This is a genomic window from Planctomicrobium mucosum (assembly GCF_051466335.1).
Taxonomy (GTDB): Bacteria; Planctomycetota; Planctomycetia; order Planctomycetales; family Planctomycetaceae; genus Planctomicrobium.
The window spans coordinates 2,232,503-2,248,858 of record NZ_CP195793.1 but is presented as its reverse complement, the minus strand read 5'-3'; the positions used below and the strand labels follow the sequence as shown (position 1 = coordinate 2,248,858).

12 protein-coding genes are annotated in these 16,356 nt (G+C 52.9%); 4 read left to right on the top strand and 8 right to left on the bottom strand.

Annotated elements, in window-relative coordinates; genetic code table 11:
* Positions 1–198: 198 nt before the first annotated feature.
* Together SH668x_RS09155 and SH668x_RS09150 are read right to left on the bottom strand one after the other, a co-directional pair.
* A complete protein-coding gene (locus SH668x_RS09155; RefSeq protein WP_437188386.1) occupies positions 199–1,419 on the bottom strand; it encodes an aminotransferase class V-fold PLP-dependent enzyme in 1,221 nt (406 codons plus the stop codon).
* A gap of 88 nt (positions 1,420–1,507) precedes the next feature.
* Positions 1,508–2,803, bottom strand: a complete 1,296-nt coding sequence (locus tag SH668x_RS09150) for an outer membrane protein assembly factor BamB family protein (protein ID WP_437188385.1) — start codon at positions 2,801–2,803, stop codon at positions 1,508–1,510.
* A gap of 188 nt (positions 2,804–2,991) precedes the next feature.
* Between SH668x_RS09150 and SH668x_RS09145 the strand changes: the two genes are divergently transcribed.
* Positions 2,992–3,426, top strand: a complete 435-nt coding sequence (locus tag SH668x_RS09145) for a hypothetical protein (protein WP_437188384.1) — start codon at positions 2,992–2,994, stop codon at positions 3,424–3,426.
* 56 nt (positions 3,427–3,482) lie between these two features.
* On the opposite strand, the gene SH668x_RS09140 is transcribed toward SH668x_RS09145, so the two are convergent.
* The 3 genes from SH668x_RS09140 to SH668x_RS09130 all read right to left on the bottom strand — a co-directional run bounded on the left by SH668x_RS09140 (position 3,483) and on the right by SH668x_RS09130 (position 6,913).
* The gene (locus SH668x_RS09140; protein WP_437188383.1) at positions 3,483–4,103 is read right to left on the bottom strand and encodes a redoxin family protein; all 621 of its coding nucleotides are present in this window, start codon (positions 4,101–4,103) and stop codon (positions 3,483–3,485) included.
* Between the two features lie 82 nt (positions 4,104–4,185).
* Positions 4,186–5,499, bottom strand: coding sequence for an outer membrane protein assembly factor BamB family protein (locus SH668x_RS09135; protein ID WP_437188382.1), 1,314 nt, complete (start codon positions 5,497–5,499; stop codon positions 4,186–4,188).
* Between the two features lie 145 nt (positions 5,500–5,644).
* Positions 5,645–6,913: a cytochrome-c peroxidase gene (locus SH668x_RS09130; RefSeq protein WP_437188381.1), complete on the bottom strand. Its 1,269-nt coding sequence runs from the start codon at positions 6,911–6,913 to the stop codon at positions 5,645–5,647.
* 169 nt (positions 6,914–7,082) lie between these two features.
* Between SH668x_RS09130 and SH668x_RS09125 the strand changes: the two genes are divergently transcribed.
* Positions 7,083–8,321 carry a Gfo/Idh/MocA family protein gene (locus SH668x_RS09125; protein ID WP_437188380.1) on the top strand — a complete coding sequence of 413 codons (1,239 nt, stop codon included), beginning with the start codon at positions 7,083–7,085 and terminating at the stop codon, positions 8,319–8,321.
* A 164-nt stretch (positions 8,322–8,485) separates the two neighbouring features.
* Here the strand turns inward: SH668x_RS09125 and truD are convergent, their stop codons facing one another.
* Positions 8,486–9,697 carry a tRNA pseudouridine(13) synthase TruD gene (truD, locus tag SH668x_RS09120; protein WP_437188379.1) on the bottom strand — a complete coding sequence of 404 codons (1,212 nt, stop codon included), beginning with the start codon at positions 9,695–9,697 and terminating at the stop codon, positions 8,486–8,488.
* A gap of 377 nt (positions 9,698–10,074) precedes the next feature.
* Here truD and SH668x_RS09115 point away from each other — a divergent pair, with 377 nt between their 5' ends.
* Entirely contained in the window at positions 10,075–11,529 is a 1,455-nt protein-coding gene (locus tag SH668x_RS09115) for a serine/threonine protein kinase (RefSeq protein ID WP_437188378.1), read from the top strand.
* 61 nt (positions 11,530–11,590) lie between these two features.
* Here SH668x_RS09115 and SH668x_RS09110 read toward each other — a convergent pair whose 3' ends face one another.
* Together SH668x_RS09110 and SH668x_RS09105 are read right to left on the bottom strand one after the other, a co-directional pair.
* The gene (locus SH668x_RS09110) at positions 11,591–12,517 is read right to left on the bottom strand and encodes an ABC transporter ATP-binding protein (protein ID WP_437188377.1); all 927 of its coding nucleotides are present in this window, start codon (positions 12,515–12,517) and stop codon (positions 11,591–11,593) included.
* 87 nt (positions 12,518–12,604) lie between these two features.
* On the bottom strand, positions 12,605–14,671 hold the full coding sequence (locus SH668x_RS09105; protein ID WP_437188376.1) for a hypothetical protein: 2,067 nt from the start codon (positions 14,669–14,671) through the stop codon (positions 12,605–12,607).
* A gap of 712 nt (positions 14,672–15,383) precedes the next feature.
* Here SH668x_RS09105 and SH668x_RS09100 point away from each other — a divergent pair.
* Positions 15,384–16,148, top strand: a complete 765-nt coding sequence (locus tag SH668x_RS09100) for an isoprenyl transferase (protein WP_437188375.1) — start codon at positions 15,384–15,386, stop codon at positions 16,146–16,148.
* Positions 16,149–16,356: the final 208 nt, after the last annotated feature.

Here is a 16,356-nt window from a genome sequence, read left to right as displayed (position 1 = left end):
CTAAGATCCTTCAGCGCAAGGAGAGTGGCACTGGAATCGTCAGCGAATCCGGGAATCATCATATCGGTTTACGGTTCCGCTGCAGAGAAGATTTCCCTGCAGTTGACGACTTTTACAAGTAAAATGGAAATTTGAGCAGAAATAGGAAAATATCCCGCCACCAGACTTTCCAGTCACCCCCGAATTCCTCAACGCCGCTCAATTCGGCCGGGTTTCAGTCTCCAAAAACTCACGAATCGACGCGACAAGATAATCGATCTGAGACCGGTCATTATAGAGGTGGCTTGAGACTCGGGTATGGACGAAATCCCGCCAGCGGACCACGGGAATTTCGATTTTCTTCTTCTCCCATAGCCACACCTGAAGTGGCTGCGAGTCGCTGGGACGTTCTCCCGTATCTGGAACCGGAAGACGAACAGTCACCATGCTGCCATTCCAATCGACAGCGTCCGTCGTCAACAGTCGAGCACCGTCAATCTGCAACAATTGGGACTTGGCATAAGACGTTAGCTCAGTGTAGTAACGACGAAACTCGGCGATTCCATAATCACGCAACCACTGAATCGCAACTGGAATCGCGAGAAATCCCGTCGGATCAAAGGTTCCCGGCCAATGAAATTCATCTCGCCATGAAGCTGGTCTTCCGCCGAGACTTTTTCCCCAGCTAATCAAGTTTGGCTTTAACCCCTGTTTGTGTCGTGATTTCACGTAAAGAAAGCCTGTTCCATACGGAGCACACAACCATTTATGGCAACTGACCGCGTAGAAGTCGCATGGAATTGAATTGATGTCGATTTCAATCTGCGCGAGCGCATGCGGGCCGTCGATGCAGACTGGAATCCCCAGTTCCCTGGCCCGCTCGCAGATCCGTTTGACGGGCATGATGACTGCGGTCGCCGAGGTGACATGGCTCACCACGAGCATTTTCGTTCGAGGTGTCGCCTTCGCGAAAATCGCTTCGATGACCTCGTCTTCTGAATCGAGCGGGTCCGGGAGGCGGGCCAACACTGTTTTCGCTCCCACCTTCTGACAGGCCTGCCCCCAGATCCGAACGACTGCCCCGTATTCGTGATCACTCAGAAGAACTTCGTCACCGGAACTGAGCGGCGTATTCTCCGCGACGATATTCATGCCTGATGTCGCATTCTGGACAAAGATCAAATTCTCAGGATGGCATTTCACCAATCTGGCAACTTCGTGCAATGCTTCTTCCATGAGGCCTGCCACGCGACGAACAAAGAAATCCATCGGGTTCGCTGCGTGCTCCCGTAACCAGCCTTCGCGAGATTCCCGCACGGCGCGGGGGGTCGGTCCGAATGAACCATGATTCAGAAAGGTTACCCCCTCTGGGAACGACCACTGGTCCTTGGCAAATGCAATTCGCGCCTCTTCACTGACCGGTTTTAAGACGACAGACATAGTTGATTCCAAGAGAAACGCCGACTCCAGAAGAGTCGGCGAGTTAATTTCGAATTCGACGTTTCATCTTCGATCAGACCGACAGAATTCAGTCGATCTTGAACAGATGGCGCTCACTTCGAATGAAGAGCGAGTCCTGATTAACAGCGTAGCTGGCAAAGGTCCGCTCCTCCTCCGTAATGCGATTTTTGGCGAGCACCTCAAATGTCGTGGATGCAGCGATCACCGTTCCTAGCCCTTCTTCGTTTTGAAAGTAGATCCGCCCCGCAGCATACAAAGGGGACGCGGAGAAATTCCCTCCGATGCGTTCCTCCCAGTGAGTTTCGCCTGTCAGGGCATCGACGCAGCGAGCGATCCCCTTGTCGGAGACGAAGAACAGATTTTCGTCGATCAACAACAGCGAAGCGGAATGCGGAACCTGCTTTTCCGTCTTCCAGCGAAGGTGCGTTTCAGTGACGTCTCCCGTGCCTGTTGGATCAATCGCCAGCAATGTGGGTTTCATGTATCCGGTGCAGATGTAGACAAGTCCATTTCCATAGACAGGTCTGGGGATCACGGAATAGCCGCCCGGATATTGGAATCGCCAGATCTCTTTCCCTGTCGCTGCCTCATATCCGTAGACGGCACCACTTGCGGGACAGATTGCTTGCATCGTTCCGTTGATCTCCACAATCAATGGGGTCGAAAAAGAAAACCCCGGTCCATCATGGAAAGAGCGATCCGTTTTCCACCTGACGTCGCCGGTATTCTTATCGAGTGCAATTGAATACTGAAGATCGTGACCATCGCAGCAGAAAACCAGCAAGTCATCGACCAACGCTGGAGAGCCTCCATTCCCGTGTGTGGGCGAATATTCCAACTTGCGGGACCACAGAGTGTTCCCGGAGATATCCACACAAGCGGTCCCGTGAGGACCGTAGTGAAAGTAGATCTGATCGCCATCAATGATCGGAGTCGGACTCGCATGGCTGTTCTTCTTATGGAACTCGACTTCACCGACCTGAGTGAACAAGGTGATCACCCAGAGCTTCTCACCCGTTTGTTCATCTAGGCAGATCGCTCCCAGATTGATTGTTTGCTCTGGATTCTCATTCTCGTCAGATGCTTCAGGAGTCACGTCGATCGCGGTTGAAAGAAAAATCTTTCCTTGCGCGATGACGGGGGATGCCCAGGAAATCCCCGGGATCTCCTGCTTCCACCCAATGCTCTCAGATTCACTCCAGGCGAGTGGGAGATTTTCCTGCTCGGAATGTCCCTGCCCTGATGGGCCTCGGAATTCAGGCCAATCGGCAAAAATTGCTCCCTGTCCGAACTGAAGTCCCATGATCGAAATCAGGCTGGCCCAAAGCTGAAGTGACGCATTTCGCTTTAAATTGGAAAACATAAGCACCCCTTGGCGGAAGCAAACGGGAATCAATTTGGAAGAATGGGATAGTTTCAACGATTGTAGTAACTGCACCTAAAATTCAGCGCACACGATCCCCCATTGAGCTGATGGCAGCATCACGACCCATCCGATCATAAAAACCGTTACAGACGAAACACGCTGAAGAATCGGTTGAGATTAGCATCATGCTCAGACAATCCATCTCCTTCGCTCTTCTCATGGCGGCACCGGTACTCATCACTGGTTGCTGCTGTGCCTCGAAACGTATTCACTGCGACACTGTTGGTGAGAATTACATTCCACACGCAATTCGTGAAGCGACGCCCGCTCCGTTGAGCTACCCGGTTCCACATTACCTCCGGACGCCGGATGAGCTGAATTTTCATAGTCACAAACAGGCGGCTGACGAGTATCCGGTTCAAAAGGACGCACCGCCTCCTCCCCTGACTCCAGCGCCACTCAAAACCCCGCCTGCCACACCAATTCCGAAACAAGGTGATCCGGGTGACAACTTTCTTCCACCAATCGAATCACCTCAGGGGACAACTCCGGGGGTTACCACGCAAGGAGTCAATGAATTCCGGCCAGCAGATGATCCCTACATTCCGCCATCTGCATAGCTGAGTCCGCTTAAAAATTCCCGCAACGCGGTTTCGATTCAGATGCACAAATCACATCATTCAGGGCGTCGCCGTTCTTTCACATACCGGACGCGACATCCTCGTGCGATCACTTCTTTCTCCTGCAATTCAGTGCCGTTAATCGCCGATTGAATCGCTGCGTCGACAAAGTGCTTTGTCACTTTCGACGCATCGGTCGCATCGTCCATCGCCCCCATGTAGACGACCTTGCGTTCGCGATTCAGAACGTAAAACTCCGGGGTGAAGACCGCGCCAAAATCACGAGCGACTTTCTGCGACTCATCATACAGGTAGGGAAATTCCAGCCCTTTTTCCTGGGCACGTGCCGTCAGCGCTGGGAGCTTATCATCCGCCACTCGGTTCACACAGATGGCGACGATTCCGACTTTTCCCTCCGTGGCATACTTCTTGTGAAGCTCATTAATTCGAACTTCATAGTCAGCGGCGGTGGGACAACTGACACACGTGAACACCACCACGACGACATCTTTCTCGGCCAGATCGCTCAGGGAATGTGCGATACCATCGACGCCCGGCAAGTCTTTCCATTGGGGAGCCGGATCACCAATCGAGAGGACGTCGTTGTATTCACCGGCCATGACATGCGGAGCGAGTATCAGGGCGAAAATCATCAGATAAGCAAGAAAACGCTTCATTGGTCACTCCGATAGAACTGAATCGCTCGATGCAAACAATCACAAGCGGCGCTAAGCGAGTGACTGCCCACTCACAGGAAGGCTAGCGTCGGACCTGACTGTCATTCCCGCTGCGGAGATCGTAGCAGAGAATTGTGTCTTGCTGTCGCAAATACAGCTTTCCATCGACAATGACAGGATGCGCCCAGCTAGGACGCTCTCCACTCTCCGGAACCTGAAACGAACTGACTTCTTCGTACTTCTCGGGATTCGCTGGAACGAGTGCGATTTTACCGTCGGAGAACAGGAAATAGAGATGACCATCGGCCGCTGCAACAGAAGTCGATCCGCGACCCGATCCACGCTGACTCCAAAGCACCTCACCACTCATTAGATCTGCACAATATGGAATGCCCGCGTCGTCAGAATCGCCGTACAGGTAATCACCATAAAGGACAACTCCCCCATGCTTGTTAGCCAGTTTCACCTTGAGTGGGTAAATCTCCTCGATTGAGACGGTATTCCCTTCCCCTGCAACCTGTTTGAGCAGTGCCCCTCCTCGCTTGTAGCCAGCGACGAAAAATACCAACTCATCACGAATAATTGGTGTTGGAATGACTGCTACAGTTTTTTCTACCTCGTAGGTCCAAAGCAGTTTGCCGTCTTCGGCGCGGACCCCCATCGGCCCACTTCCTGTTGATTGCACATACACTTTTGTCCCGCCAATTTCAGATGGGACAATCGATGCGTGTCCAGCACCGCGATCACCTTCGCGTGCACAGGTCCAGACTGTTTCGCCAGTCTGTTTATTGAGTGCAACAACGGTATTTGTCTCGCCGCCTGGTGTGCAGATCACGCGATCTCCATCGACGAGAACCGACTCGCTGTATCCCCAGCTATCGGCTTTGACGCCGTTGAAGTCGCTCTTCAAATTGCGACGCCATTGCTCGGTTCCATCTTCTGCATTGCAGCAGACAAGTTCGCCTCCGGGGGTCACAACGAAGACCTGATCCCCAGCGACGGTCGGGGTTCCTCGGGAACTCTGCCAATCGGGCTTCCCTTCAGTCCAGGGAGCACCAGTCTTTGTGTGCCAGAGCGGCTTCCCGGTCGCCTGCTCAAAACAGATCAGGTATTCATCTTTGTCGTCGGCAACACTCGGGGCATCACCCAGCGTGTAGATCCGCCCGTTTGCAATTGCCAGTTCAGCATAACCTCGGCCGGCACCCTGCATTTTCCAAAGCAGCGGAGGACCATTTTCTGGCCACTTGTCTAAAAGTCCAGAGTCATTGGAAACGGCAGAACGGTTCTCTCCCCGGAAGGAAGGCCAGCTATCGGAAGCCGAACCAATTCCGTACCCCATTAGAGAAAACGCGAGAGTGGAAAGTACGAGCCGAGCAACCATACGAGTACCAGCCATGTGGCCTCCCTGTCTGAACAAAACTCAAATGCCGGTCAATTCAATGAAAGCGTCCCAATAATACCATCCGACAAATCAAATTTGACATGTCGAAAGTGGTATCTGGGACGCTTCTACTTCAAAATTTCAAATTTTGAATCGAGAACTATTCAGGCAGTCGAGCCGCTTCAATTTCGGGGAATGGACCGGTGCAAGCTTCCATGAAAGCAACGAGATCCAGTTTTTCCTGCTCAGTCAACTTCAACGGGAAAATCTTGTCGCTGAGGTTCTTGTTCGGAGTCCCCCCTTTATTGTAGTGCTCCACCACTTCCAGCAGTGTCTGCAGGCTGCCGTCGTGCATATACGGACCAGTCTGGGCGACGTTACGAACGGTTGGAGTCTTGAACGCTCCCCAATCGGCATCGTTGTTGGTCACTGCGTAACGCCCAACATCTGGCTCTTCCGCGTCGATTCCAATTCCCAGATTGTGGTACTTCTCGTCGGAAAGATTCGCTCCGACGTGACATGCAGCACAGTTGGCTCTTTCGCTAAAGAAAAGCTTGTAACCGCGAGCAGCACTTTCGCTCAGCGGATGGGCTTTCGCTGCGTCCACGGCAGCCCTGTATGTCGCCGCAATTTCTTCATCTTCCAGTAATTCTTCCAGATCGGCTTGATCCAGTTTAGCAAATCGCTGCAGTTCTTCGTGGTAGTCGTACGGCGATGGCCCGGTCACGATCGCGCGTTCAAATGCTGCCAATGCCTTGCCGACATTGTCGATGTTCAGAGAGTTCTGACCAAACACAGCATCAAACTGAAGCTGATACCCTTTGATCTTCTTCAGAGACTCGATGCACGTATCATGGGTGTTTCCCATTTCAATCGGGTTTGCAATGGGCCCGATCGCCTGTTCTTCCAGAGTTGCTGCACGCCCATCCCAGAACTGCAGGTCAGACAGAATACGATTGAAACTCACAGGGGAATTTCGTCCCCCTTCCAATCCGTTGATCCCAACACCGAAGCGGGTATTGAATGCAAAACCGCTATCTGGATGGTGGCAGGATGCACAGCTGACTGTCCCGTCGATAGAGAGACGAGGATCAAAATAGAGCTGACGACCGAGTTCGATTTTCGCCCGGGTCATTGGATTCTCTTGAATCCCTTTAATGGTCGATTCTCCAGCCGCTAATCCCAATGGGAGCTTGAATTTCAGAGTCTCGTGATTGCCTGGAATTGCGAGCCATTTTTTGATTTCCTCGACTGTCAGTGCACCTTCTCCAGGGACTCCACTCAGGAGATCTCCTGTACCGAGCACAAGAACTTCTTCCGAGGCTTCTTCAATCCCCGCGCCGATTGCATTTCCTGCGACTATTGTTGCTCCGGCAAGGGAAGCCATCAAACCTAAGCTGAAATGGAGTTTGTTCAGTTTGAAGAACATTGGTAGGATCGACTCCTAGCAGAGAGGTGGGGGAAATTTCGTGAAATCAGATTGTAGAAGGGGCCGTTTAAAACAGCCAACTTTGAGCGGCATTGAGACCCATTCTCAGGAATTTTCCCGTTTGAGAGGCTCAGGTTCGGGGGTACACCCGACATGAAAGGTGCGTTCAGTGGCTCAGAGCATCAAAACGACGAATTTCACACTTCCGCGTCGCAATTTCCTGCAAACAGCTGGGTTTGCAACGGTGACGACGCTCCTGAACCCCTCTTTGGCTTCTGCGCATTCTCAAGTTGCACCGCCCAAGTGGAACGTGGCGGTAATCGGACACTCCGGACAGGGAAACTACGGGCACGGCCTCGACACGATGTGGTCCGAGCTACCGCAAGCAAATGTCATTGCGTTCGCAGACGCAAACAATGCGGGTCGAGAGAAAGAGCAGTCTAAACTCCCCCATGCAGTAGCCTATGCTGACTACAGGAAAATGCTTGCGGAAACGAAGCCGGACATTGTTGTTGTCGCTCCCCGTGCTATTGCCGAACACCGCGACATGATCATGGCTGCGATCAACGCTGGCGCAAAAGGAATTTACTGCGAGAAGCCGTTTTGCCGCACTCCTGCAGAGGCCGACGAAATCCTGAGTGCCTGCCAACGCCACAAGTGCCGATTGGCGATCGCCCACCGCAACCACTACCACCCTGCTCTCGAAGTCGCGCTGAAAGCATTGAAATCAGGAGAAATCGGCGACCTTCTCGAACTGCGGGGGCGTGGGAAAGAAGACCACCGTGGTGGCTGCCTCGACCTTTGGGTCCTTGGAAGCCATGTTTTTGACCTGGCTCGTTATTTCGCAGGGAATCCAATTGCCTGCTCTGCCAACCTGTATCAGGGCGTACGACTGGCGGTGCCAACCGATCTCCGCGAGGGAGATGAAGGAATCGGGCTCATCGCCGGAGACCGCCTACACGCTCGCTTTGACATGGAGAACGGTCTTCCGTTCTACTTTGATTCCATCAAGGGAGTCACCTATCCCGCAGCCAACTTTGGACTGCAACTGATTGGCAACAAAGGGATTATCGACCTACGAATCGATATTGAACCAGTCGCCCACCTCATCCCTGGCAACCCGTTCCATCCGACCGCTGAACCGCGTCCCTGGATTCCGATCAGCAGCGCTGGAATCGGTGTGAACGAGCCGATCGTCGACGTTGGCAAGCAGGTTGCACTTCACACGCTGGCAGCGAGAGATTTACTCAGCGCCATCGAGCAAGAGAGAGAGCCCCTATGCAGTGCCGAGGATGGTCGTTCCGTCGTGGAAATGAGCCATGCGATCTATGCGTCTCACCGTCACCATGGGCAACGAATCCAGCTCCCGCTCGAAAATCGGGGCCACGGTCTGGACGGCTGGAAATAATCGCATCGCTGCAAAACATTCCCAGCCGTTTCCCTTGAACTTGGTCCACTCCGATTCCGCAGCGAGAACGACAGCGATCCCGGAAGGAGGTGCGTTCTCGCCTTCTTTGTCGTGTTATCCCGTTCGCAAGTGAGCTTCACACGCAGGACCGTTTGCTAGCGGCATCAGTCAATTTGAGGGGACGACTCGTTCAACGCTGCAATTTCATCATCCAGTCCCAAAGTCAATCGCTTCACGACCATCGTGGCATAGGAACCCTTGGGAAGCGTAAAACTCAGGTCAAGTTTTGAATGTCCTTGATCGAGTTCATCGTCACCAAAAGTCCCCTGCAGATCCTTCAATGGGATCAAAATGGAACGTCGGGCTTTGGAGAAGAATTTGTCCCGTGGGAACTTCACTTTGAGTTGCCGCAAAGACCATTGGTACTTCTGAAGTGCATTGTCCAGAAACTCCTGCTCCGGATCTTCACCTTCTTTAATCCGTCCCGATGGCAATGGGAGTTCTTTTCCACTGAATTGCTCGATCTGATTATCCGTCAGTCGCTGAGGAAAATTCACTTCACCAGTCCGAAGCTGGACCGGAAAACACTGCGATTCCTCGGTGTGTGACGCGATGAAGTCGCTGGTAATCTTATTCCACAGATCGCTTTGCAATGCAGAGAGATAGAGCCCGCGAAGATCGGGATTCACTATTCCCCAGGCACCTTTAAAGTCTTCGGGCTTATCACAAAGAAACGTCACCACGCTGCGCCGATGCGATCGATCGAGAAGCTGTTTACAGGTGAGCCAGTCTTTCCAGTTCTCGCGCAGGATCTTCTTTTGACCTCGCTCCACAGCATCATCATTGGGATGATGCTCGGCGAAAGCGAGCCAGAGAGCTTTCTCGTAGTTTTCCCGGACCCAGGCTTCTCCGACAAACCCCTCACCTGCGTACCACGATCCAAAACGCTGATCGTCGAAATAATTCGGCAGCCCGCAGCGTTGCAGTTCCGGCATTGCGTTCGTCGCGATCTGAACTTCTTCTGAATAGAGCGAGCGGAGTACGATCCGGAATTTGTTCCCAAGAATGTCGGTGGAATTGGTCTCACGCTGAGCTTGGCCCACGTATATCAGTGAGAGCTTCTCCTCTTCCCATGAGCGTCTTGGACCATTCCGAATCGTGATCAGTTGGCTGGTTACCGCGTGGCGATCTTTCAATCCCGCGTGCGAAAAATTGGCTCGAGGAATATTCAGAGTTCGCGAAAAGTGACTGATCGCGTCGAGGGTGGTCCAACCAGTTTTTTGTAACTCATACGCTGCGAAATGCCCCACCTTCCCAACGGAAAGCTGGTTGAGTTCCTGAACGTTGAAGTCGTCGACGAGTCGCCTAAGTTTCATGTGGTCTTCTGAAATAGCGTGTGATTCGGATGCAAACCGGAATCATAACGAGTGCCAGCACGTCGTGTTGAGTAAGAAAATTCCGCACAAGAATCAGGAAAATTTTCCACATCCTTTGCAGAAACACCCGATCTCAACACGCCTCGAACATAAAATCAAACAAGACGAAATAAAACACAATCACACCCCATTCAGCAGACAACGCTTAAGCCATTGAAGGCTTTAAAAATAAAATTGCTCTTCGAGAGAGGCCAGCCAGATCGCCACCAAAGGGGCTATGTCAGATAAAGACTGGATTGGTACAATCTTGAGTTATTGCGGGCGAGCATTTTCGATTTGATGATATAACAGCTGTCCATTCTAGGATGATCGCAGTCGTGCAGACACAGCCTCCAAAACCCGAATCCCGGTGGATCTGGCCGTTCGAGATTCTCGAGCAGATCGGCGAAGGGGGCATGGGTGTCGTCTTCCGCGCCCGCTACGTTGTCAACGATCGCATGGTCGCTCTGAAAATGTTGCCCGGAGACATTACCGACAAAACTGCTCTCGCCCGATTCGAACGCGAAGTTGAAGTTCTCAAGACTCTGAAGCACCCGAACATCGTCCGGTGCTTTGGCGGTGTCTGCGAAGACAAACGCCGTTTCTACGCCATGGAACTCCTTGAAGGAGGGTCGCTGGAAGATCGACTGGTTGCATGCGGTCGTTTTCCCTGGGAACAAACAATCGAGTTCGGGTTACAGATGTGTGCCGCACTCGCTTACTCTCATGAGAAAGGGGTCGTCCATCGGGATGTGAAGCCCAGTAATTTCCTGCTTGGGCCGAATGGTGAACTGAAACTGAGTGACTTCGGGCTGGCAAGTGTCGCTGCTGCACGAAAAATCACGGCTGCAGGAAAAACTGCAGGGACGTTTCTGTACATGGCGCCGGAGCAAATTCGAGGACTCGAGGTCACTCCGAGGACCGATCTCTACGCCCTGGGCTGCGTCCTCTATGAACTCGTCACCGGCAGAGTTCCATTCATTGGCGAAACGCCGGGAGCGACCCTTCACCTTCACAGCACCGCCGTCCCCAAGCGCCCCACAGAGCTGGCACTCGACTGCCCTCCGGGACTCGAGGCTATTATCCTCAAATTGCTGGAGAAGCCCCCGGAAATGCGGTTTCAAAGCGCCTCCGAGGTCGCCGAGAAACTGAAGTCCATCAGCAACACGATTGTAGTCAAACCGAAACCGGGAATTGGTGGAATCGTCGCTGCAGCAGAGGATTCGCTGCATCAGAATCAGACCGAGCCCAGGATTGCTCCGACCCAGTTCTTTCCGACTGACAAGCCGCCCCACTCCCCAAAGCTGTTCCAGTTAACCTTGATCTCCCTTGGATTACTCGGGGCGTCTCTACTTCTCAACCTGTACCAAAGTAGTCGTGTGAGCAGACTGTCTCAGGCTCAAAAATTATGGGTCGAGGCGTATCAAACTGGCTCCCCGGACGTTCGCACTCACGCTGCCCGCTCGCTCGGAAAGCTTGCATCGTCAGACGCCAGCAACCTCAGCATCTTGAAGGAAGACCTCACAAATGCTGACGCGAGTCGTCGGGTACAGGTCATCGACGGACTCGCAGAGGCGGGACGTGGAGCACGGAATGTCGTTCCCCAACTGACGAAAATTCAGATCAGTGACGAGAACGAAGCGGCCCGCGTCGCCGCAGCGAATGCCATTCACCGAATTGCAAACCCGACAAGCGCGGCTTCGTTCCCCTGGCTCCGAACCGGCTTCATGCTCCTCAGTTTCGGCGCGTTGATCTATCTGACGCTCAGCGTACTGAAACTACGCGAGCACTGATCGACCGGGCAACTACCGGGGTGAGCACGCCAGCGGAAGTTACTGAAACTCCGCAACAGTCTTATTGCTGAATTCCCATCGTCAACCGCATGAAAGCAGTTTCGAGGTTCACCTCTTCTTCTCTGAACTGCCGGATCCGATACCCGTTCTCGATCAGCAATTGAGGAAGTGGACTGTAATCTTCAATTCCTGGCTTCAATGTGACACAGATGGTGTTCCCCTCCATTGTCACGTTGCCGACCAGATCATGTTGTTCGATAAAGCGGGCAGCCTGCTCTTCTCGATCCATTAGCTTGATTTCCAGGCGGATCGCGCCCCGTGCCTCGCGCATCACTTCTTCGACATCTCCATCGATGATCATATTTCCTTTTTCGATCATCCCGATGCGAGTACAAACGTCTGCCAGTTCCGGAAGAATATGGCTGGATACGATGACCGTCTTTTTCATCTCTCCCAGACGTCGCAGAAGTCCGCGCATCTCAATTCGAGCACGGGGGTCGAGTCCGCTGGCAGGCTCGTCAAGAAGCAGAACCTGAGGATCATGCAACAGTGTTCGGGCAAGTCCGACACGCTGCGTCTGCCCGCGCGAAAGCTGGCTGACCATCGCATCCCGTTTGAAGGACATATCGACCAGTTCCAGCTTCTCTTCACAAACCTTGCGACGGTTCGGTCCATTGATGCGGTATGTGGAAGCGAAGAACTCGAGATACTCCATGACGGTCATATCATCATAGACGCCGAAGAAGTCTGGCATGTAGCCAACCAGACGGCGGATTTCCTGCGGATTCTGATAGATCGACTGCCCACAGACATAACACTCGCCATAATCGGGATTGAGCAGCGTTGCGATCATCCGCATCGTGGTTGTCTTGCCCGAGCCGTTGGGCCCGATAAAACCAAAGACGTCCCCTTCAACCAGCTTCAATGTGATTTCGTTTGCAGCGATCAATTCACCGTAACGCTTGGTCAACTTAATGGTTTCAATCACGGTACTGTTCTTTTCTGGAATCAGATGAGCCAGGAATTTTCTTCAAACCAACTCGCGAGGAAGTCACATTCCCCCAATTTTTGTCCGCTACTTTCTCGGGACGAGCACATCTGCTGGAGGGGGGAGATCCGCTTCCCGCTCGACAACTTGAACCGGGATGAGGATCTTGACCAGCACCGACTGTTCTTCGATCGGAAGGGGTTCTCCATCCAGTTCAAATTCCATTGGTGGAAGCTTCATTCGTCCAAACAGAACTGCTCTCTTCAGCTCGATGGTTGATGACAAATCCAACTGGGAAAGCGAATCGTTCTTCAACCCAGTAAACGACTCCCCCCCGATGACTTCGTAAAATGAAGTTGCCAGCTCATTCACATACGGGTCAACGTTGTTGCGGTCATACCTGAGACGCTGCAGGTCTTCGTCTGCGGCGGTCGAAATCTTCCCTGTGAATTTCTCCTGAATCAAGGTCATGATGCGACCTCGTAACAAGTTTGAACTCGCCCGGGAGACATTCCACTCTTCACCGGGACGCAACGGCTGCGCCCCTCCCCCCTGCCCGCGTTCAAAATAGGCCACACTTCCACAGGCAAGAAACCAGTCTGTGAGCTCACCCGGGAGGTGATGCGTCAAAGTTCCGCCAATCCGATTCGCCCGACCTTCTGTCAGCGATGACTGAATGAAATTACTGACATCGTGATCGTACTCCCATTCGCACTTCACTGAACCCGAAGACCAATTCCGAACAGGAAAGTTCTCGATTCCTGATGCATCCTGGAAGAAGCGGTATTGTGGCTTGGATTCATCGAGCCCGCCGGAACCAAGCATTCCGCGGAACCCGTCTCCAGGTCGATTGACCCAACTCACGCGAACAGTCTCAGGAGTTGATGTCCCGAAAGCGGTGCCGAATTTTGTCGTCACGCGATGGCGCCGGTTACTGTCTGAATAAAAGTTGTACCAACTCTCACCGCGTACAGTGTTGGTCGCCACGTCGAAATTCAGGGAACTCATTTGTCGCGCGACGGGCGGGTGGCTGTTCACTCGATCTCCCATTGAAATCGCGAACAAAGAAGCAAGAGCCGTCCACATGAGCATCGTGATCCACGTCAACTCCGGACGCTTGAGCCAGTAGCTGACAACTAGATAATCCAAAGGACCGATCACAACAGCAAAGAGTGCAATCCAACCGATCACCATCCAAGGTGAGGTCTTTTTCACTTGTGAAAAGCTGTCGAGCGTGTGATTTAACTGCGATTGAAGATCGGTCACAGAATTCGGGTCGAGATCGACCTGCGCCCGTGCCCCAGTCCCAAGCGATTCGATCGAATCCGGAACATATCCCAGAATTCCGCTGAGCTTCGCCTGAGAGGACGACTCCCAAGTCGAAAGTGGTGGCTCATCCAGCCGCACAGCGACAGCGGTGACTTCCCCTTGCCCGTAGGCTGAACGGGTCACAAGCGGGCCAGAAATTCCGCTCGCAACGACAATCCCGTTCCCGCGTTTCAGGTTCGCAGCAGTGAACTTGGTCAATGTGCGGAGTTGCGAACTACGCGGAACCAGTTCCTGAATCCCTGCGAGCTTCACAATTTCTGACTGGCCATTCACCTCGATCGGCAGCCATTCCATCAATGAACTCTGGCTCAGCGACTCCGTTGTGTTCCCGATGGAGAGAATCAAACGGCCGCCCCGGCGAACCCAGTCGCGAATTGATCGGGAGGCCGTTTCCGACATCTTCACGTCCCCGGTCAGGGCGATCACATCAACCCCGTCCAACGCTTCACCTGAAAGGATCGACTGCTCAAGATCGGGCAATTCAATCAGTTGAACGCTTCCTGCTTTGGAACTGTTCCACTCAGCGATGCCTCCACTAATCACAGGCTGATTCCCGACAGCGACCCAAACACTTGTCGAAGGGGAGACCACCTGAACTGCCCCCCCTGCTCCGATCCGGACAGGAAAAGCCTTGAGTAGCTGCTCTCCATCCAGAATCTGAATTTGAAGAGAACCCTTCAATTTCCCATGACGAAACAGGCCGCGTACTCGCGTTGGACCAGATGCATCCATCACAGCTTCGCCGAGAGGCTGAAGCGTCCCTTGCCCATCTGGGTCCACCGAGCGAATCGCAGGTTGGACTGTTTTCCCGGCCGGTCCGGACAAATCAAATTCAACCGGCGTCCAGGAACCGAGCTTAAAATTACCCTGTAAACCAACGGAGAGGTTTTCAAGCTGAAAGTCCTCCTCATTAGCGAGCGAACTTCGAGTTATCCCGCAGTGCACGGCGAGAATCAGAGTGAGCAGGCAAACAAGGCGCCAAGCGCTTCTAAAACAGATCGCATTCGAAAATCGAGAGAAGAGTTGAAGCAACGGTTCTCTCAACCAGACACGAAATCCCGGATTTCCCGCAGCCATAAGAGGCATTCCTGCAGACTCAGAAAATTCAACAATGAGATGGATCTTGATTTCATCGATGGTGAGCCCTCATCGCACGGAACCGGAAAGACCGCGATTCGTTCTCTGGAACCCCACACCTCCATCGGCCCGGTCACCACGTTGCAAAGCAAGTGTTCACAGTGAGATGGCCGCAGCATCATAGTTTATTGATTTCGAGAGATTGAGTCAGTTGCTGTCACGCCGAGAGGAATTTCCCCTTTTTTTAGATCCACCCCGACTGATGCTACTCCACTTCCGATCAAAATCTCTCACGTTGCCGGTTCGGTCGGCATTCTCCAAACGTTCATAATCACTAATTCTGAAAGTGCTTATCTTCGATTTCTTGATGCGGATAGACAGATCGGTCAGAATGGAGTTGATTCGCTCAAGGCCCGTTCCGCCTGATGACAATTTTTGCTGGAATATTGATTTTCCGACTGTGAAATCCGACTCCCAATACACAAGTGCCCAACTCGAAGCTGAAGGGCTCTCAGCAGATCGGCTCCCTGCACACATTGCCATCATCATGGATGGGAACGGCCGCTGGGCTCAGGCTCGGGGACTCCCCCGGTTTGAAGGACATCGCCGCGGAGTCCAAAGCGTTCGCGAGATCGTTGAAGAATGTTCCCGCCTGGGAATTCAGCAATTGACGCTGTACTGCTTCAGCAGCGAGAATTGGAAACGCCCCAAATTGGAACTCGATCTCCTCATGGGATTGTTGCAGCGATTTGTGGTCGCAGAGCGAAAACTGATCCTCCAGAACGGAATCCAGTTCACAACGATCGGCAGGACAGATCGTCTCGATTCTCGCATTCTTGAGGCAGTCAACGAGACCATCAGGCAGAGTCAGAACAACACCGGAATGCGGCTTTGTCTGGCACTGGACTATGGTGCCCGCGACGAAATTGTCGCTGCCGTTCGAGCCATTTCCGAAGCAGCCAAGGTCGGTCAAATCGACCCGAACGAGATAACCGAGTCGACGATCTCAGACTACCTGTACACGGCTGGTATGGTCGATCCAGATCTGGTCATCCGCACCTCGGGTGAAATGCGAGTTAGCAACTTTCTTCTCTGGCAAATCAGCTACGCTGAGCTGTTCGTTACAGAAACAGCCTGGCCAGATTTTCGACAGAAAGAATTGTTGATAGCCCTTCGTGACTTTGCCAGCCGGAAGCGTCGATTTGGCGGCCTGAAAGCAACCTGAGCCCGCTCGGCTCCGGTTTAGAACGTTGATTAACATTTCCACGTTTGCCCCGGCCAAAGAGACTCTGCTTCCCTGACTATCGCGCTTCAGCATTCAGTTCGCAACCTGAGATCTCTGCTCGCCCCAGATTTCAACAGCCCCCCAATCCTGTCGAATGACTCCGAACCTGATCAAGAGCAAGTGATCAGGTTCGATCGCTGCTGGCGAG